The sequence below is a fragment of the Streptomyces sp. NPDC058086 genome (assembly GCF_042885015.1).
Lineage (GTDB): Bacteria > Actinomycetota > Actinomycetes > Streptomycetales > Streptomycetaceae > Streptomyces.
On record NZ_JBHVST010000237.1, the window covers coordinates 1 to 4,585 of the forward strand.

A 4,585-nucleotide genomic window follows, 5' to 3' on the forward strand; every position below is an offset into this window, starting at 1 on the left:
TACGAGGGCCTGTGCCCGGCACGCCGAGAGCACGTACCTGACGCCGCAGGGCCCGCCCTCCGGGCGGACGACGGGAATTTGACGACAGGACCTAGGACTGGTCCTGTCCCGTGATTCCGGGTGGTCTGGTGCTTCCGCTGACGCCAAGTGGGGCCAGTGGCAGGGGCAGTTCGCTGTGGGCCCGATGGGGATTGTCCCGGTTCTGTCACGTGATCGTGTTGGGCCGGGGACGGCGGGAACCCTTCGCGGCACCGCTCGCTCTTTCTCCACGCACTGGAGCGGATCACGCACATCACGAGAAACTGGAGCAGCCCGTGGCAACGCCGAACATGACAGCGCGGCGCGCACTGGGGGCCTGTGCCGCCCTGATGGTCGGCGCCCTCACCCTGACCGGCTGCGGCGGCAACGCCAACGCCGACGCCAAGGACAGCAAGGACGGCGGCACCTCGGCCAAGACGTCCACGGCGAAGATCGTCATCTCGGCCAAGGACGGTGCGACGGACGCTTCCATCAACGCGACCGGCGTGAAGGTCAGCGACGGCAAGCTGACCGACGTCAAGATGACGGTGTCGGGGTCCGGGACTGCGGTGCCGGGGGCGATCACCGCGGACGGGAGCGGCTGGAAGCCGACGGCGCAGTTGGAGCGCGGGACCAAGTACCAGATCTCGGCGACCGCGAAGGACGCGAGCGGACGCACGGCCGCCGCCAACTCCATCTTCACGACGGTCTCCTCGAGCAACAGCTTCATCGGCACGTACACGCCCGACAACGGCACCACGGTCGGCGTCGGAATGCCGGTGTCGTTCAACTTCAACAAGGTGATCAGCAACCAGAAGGCCGTGCAGTCGCACATCACGGTCACCTCCAGCAGCGGGCAGCAGGTGGTCGGGCACTGGTTCGGCTCGCAGCGGCTCGACTTCCGGCCCGAGGCGTACTGGAAGGCCGGTTCCAAGGTCACGATGAAGATCGACCTGGACGGCGTCGAGGGCGCGAACGGCGTCTTCGGGGTGCAGAAGAAGACGGTCACCTTCACCATCGGCCGCTCCCAGGTCTCCACGGTCGACGTCAACACGCAGACCATGACGGTCGTACGTGACGGCACGACGCTCAAGACGGTGCCGATCTCGGCGGGCAGCCCGGAGCACACCACGTACAACGGCCAGATGGTGATCTCCGAGAAGTTCGTCCAGACGCGGATGAACGGCTCGACGGTGGGCTACGGCGGCGAGTACGACATCCCGGACGTGCCGCACGCGATGCGACTGACGTCTTCGGGGACGTTCATCCACGGCAACTACTGGTACAACCGCGGGAACCCGCCCTTCGGACGGCAGGGCACCAGCCACGGATGTGTCGGTCTCGCCGATGTACAGGGCGCGCAGGGCGACACCAGCGCGCAGTGGTTCTACGACAACTCTCTCGTCGGGGATGTCGTAGTGGTGAAGAACTCGCCCGACAAGACCGTCTCGCCGGACAATGGACTGAACGGCTGGAACATGTCCTGGAGTGCGTGGACCGCGGGAAGTACGGTCTGACCTGGGGCCGTTGACGTCACGGCGGGCCGCGCGGGAACTTGCCGCGCGGCCCGCTCGTTTTCTGTCCGTACGTTTTCTCGGTTCGCAGGATTGATGTCCGACCGAGGGGCTACGGTATGCACCCACAAGGTGACATGCAGCAACGCCGGGAGAAGCCTTGAGCGTTCCGTACGAGACAGCAGCGTACGAACCACCCGAGTCGCCCGAGTCTCCGGAGGAGCACCTCGAGCGGCTCCTCGGCCGTGCCCTGAACTCCTTCGAGCTGCCCGACGAGACGATAAGGCAGCTCGACTGCGCGCTGGCGCACGACAGTTCGCTGCACTCCGCGCACCACAGCGCGGGGCTGCACCGCGAGACGTACCGGCACACCTGGCTGCTCGCCGACGGCTCGGCGGTCACGTTGTGGGAGCTCGTGCACAACACGGCGCTCGGGAGTGAGCCGCAGCACGAGGTGTATGTCGACGAGGAGGAGCTGCGCGCCGCCACGGCCCGGCTGCCGCTGCCGCCGGACGCTCCGGACTTCGAACTGCCCGTGATGGTCCATCTGCCGCCGGTCCCCGAGCCGCGGCACGTCTACCTGACGGACGACTCGGCGGATCACGCGCGGCGGCTGCTGCGGCGGGCGGAGAACGCGGACCGGCCGGGAGCCGACATCACGACGCTGCTGCTGCGCACCGCGTTCGCGCACCAGATCACCCAGGCCTTCGGGCGCCCCTGCCGGGCGGGCCAGGTCGGGCTGTGCTTCTCGCTCTACGAGCACGCGTTCCTGCTCCGCGACGGCCAGGAGATCTCCCTGTGGGAGGTCGAACACACGGCGACGCCGGACGGCCGGCACATGTGCGAGGTCTATCCGACGGAGCACGCGGCGCGGGCCGCCATGGAACGCCGGGCGGCGCGGCTCGCCTAGGTCCTGTCGTCAAATTCCCGTCGTCCGCCCGGAGGGCGGGCCCTGCGGCGTCATGGGGGTCCCCCCTGCTCGAACGGAGTCGAGAGCTTGGGGGAGCGTGCTCTCGGCGTGCCGGGCACAGGCCCTCGTACTGGACGTACTTGGGTCTGTGCCCGGTGCGGCGAAGGGGGTCCCTCCCTGTTCGAGCGAAGCCGAGAACTTGGGGGCGCGTGCATGGCGTCGCGGGGCAGACGGGAATTTGACGACAGGGCCTAGGGCCTGTCGTCAGGGGCGGCTGTCGCTGAACTGGCGTACCAGGCCCGCGAACGCGGCGTGTTCCTCGGGGGTGAGTTCCACGGACTCCGCGGCGGGGCCCGACCGGCGCTGATGCGGCATGGCGCGGAGCAACTGTCCGTGGTGACGCACGGCGACCTCGGTGCGGGCGCGGCGCAGCAGGCGGGACAGGCCGACGACCCAGATGACGGTCGCGAGGGCGAGGACGGCCACGCCCATCAGCTGGAGGATCGACACATGCTCAGGCATGCCCTCCAGTAGACACCACGGTCCGGGACTTTGGCCCCGGACCGTGACGTATCTCGCAGATGCCCTAAAAGGGCGAGTAGTTGACCGTTCAGGCCGCGACCGGCTCCTTGGAGTCGACCTTCGCCGCTATCGCGGTGTCGGCGACCCCCGCACCGGTCCCCTCGGGGGCCTGCTTGCGCCTGCCCTTCAGGACGACCACCAGGGCGGTGGTGACACAGACACCGGCCGCGACGGCGATCAGGTAGAGGAACGGGTTGCCGATCAGCGGGACCACGAAGATGCCTCCGTGCGGGGCCCGCAGCGTGGCACCGAAGGCCATCGACAGGGAGCCGGTGACCGCGCCGCCCACCATGGCGGAGGGGATCACGCGCAGCGGGTCGGCGGCCGCGAACGGGATCGCACCCTCCGAGATGAAGGAGGCGCCCAGTACCCAGGCCGCCTTGCCGTTCTCCCGTTCGGTCTGGGTGAAGAGCTTGCCGCGCACGGTCGTGGCGAGCGCCATGGCCAGCGGCGGAACCATGCCCGCCGCCATCACTGCCGCCATGATCTTCATCGCCGAGTCGCTGGGGCTCGCGACCGCGATACCGGCGGTGGCGAAGGTGTACGCGACCTTGTTGACCGGGCCTCCGAGGTCGAAGCACATCATCAGGCCGAGCAGAGCGCCGAGCAGGACGGCGTTGGTGCCGGTGAGGCCGTTGAGCCAGTCGGTCATGCCCTTCTGCGCGGAGGCGATGGGCTTGCCGATGACCACGAACATCAGGAATCCGACGATCGCCGCGGAGATCAGCGGGATCACCACCACCGGCATGATGCCGCGCAACGCCGGCGGGATCTTCACCTTCTGGATCCCGATCACCACACCACCGGCGATGAGACCGGCGGCCAGACCTCCGAGGAAGCCCGCGTTGATGTTGAACGCGATCGCGCCGCCGACGAAGCCGGGCACGAGACCCGGGCGGTCCGCCATGCCATAGGCGATGTAGCCGGCCAGGACCGGGACGAGGAAGCCGAAGGAGACGACGCCGATCTGGAACAGCAGGGCGCCCCAGCTGTCCGTCTGGGTCCACACGAAGTGGTCCATGACCGACGGCGCCTTGTTGACCGTCCAGCCGCCGATCGCGAAGCCGAGGGCGATCAGCAGACCGCCCGCGGCGACGAACGGGACCATGTAACTGACGCCGGACATCAGCCACTTGCGAAGCTTGGTGCCGTAGCCCTCGGTGGAGTCGCCGGAGCGCTCCACCGGCGTACCGGGCGCGGAGCCCGCGCTGACCTCGCCGCGCGCGGCCTTGCCACGCACCTCGGTGATCAACTCGGTGGGCTTGTTGATGCCCGCCTTCACGCCGACGTCGACGGTGGGCTTGCCGGCGAACCGGCCCTTGTCCCGTACGGGCACGTCGTGCGCGAAGATCACACCGTCCGCGGCCGCGATGACTGCCGGGTCGAGCCGGGTGAAGCCGGCCGAGCCCTGCGTCTCGACGACGACCTCGACGCCCGCCTCGCGGCCCGCGTTCTCCAGCGACTCGGCCGCCATGTAGGTGTGCGCGATACCGGTGGGGCAGGAGGTGACGGCGACGATCCGGAACGGACGCTCGCTCGTGGTGGTACCCGTGGCGGTGTC

Annotated in this window: 4 protein-coding genes; 2 read left to right on the forward strand and 2 right to left on the reverse strand. The window is 68.8% G+C overall.

Going from position 1 to position 4,585, the window contains the following annotated elements; translation table 11 throughout:
• The first annotated feature begins 329 nt into the window (after positions 1-329).
• Both ACFVWD_RS57490 and ACFVWD_RS57495 read left to right on the forward strand, forming a co-directional pair.
• Positions 330-1,535, forward strand: a complete 1,206-nt coding sequence (locus ACFVWD_RS57490; protein ID WP_389607100.1) for an Ig-like domain-containing protein — start codon at positions 330-332, stop codon at positions 1,533-1,535.
• Positions 1,536-1,692: 157 nt separating this feature from the next.
• Positions 1,693-2,442, forward strand: a complete 750-nt coding sequence (locus ACFVWD_RS57495) for a DUF6227 family protein (protein ID WP_389607094.1) — start codon at positions 1,693-1,695, stop codon at positions 2,440-2,442.
• A 264-nt stretch (positions 2,443-2,706) separates the two neighbouring features.
• Here ACFVWD_RS57495 and ACFVWD_RS57500 read toward each other — a convergent pair whose 3' ends face one another.
• Together ACFVWD_RS57500 and ACFVWD_RS57505 are read right to left on the reverse strand one after the other, a co-directional pair.
• Positions 2,707-2,964, reverse strand: a complete 258-nt coding sequence (locus ACFVWD_RS57500) for a hypothetical protein (RefSeq protein WP_389607096.1) — start codon at positions 2,962-2,964, stop codon at positions 2,707-2,709.
• Positions 2,965-3,052: 88 nt separating this feature from the next.
• A partial coding sequence (locus ACFVWD_RS57505; protein ID WP_389607098.1) for a PTS fructose transporter subunit IIC occupies positions 3,053-4,585 on the reverse strand: 1,533 nt, incomplete at its 5' end.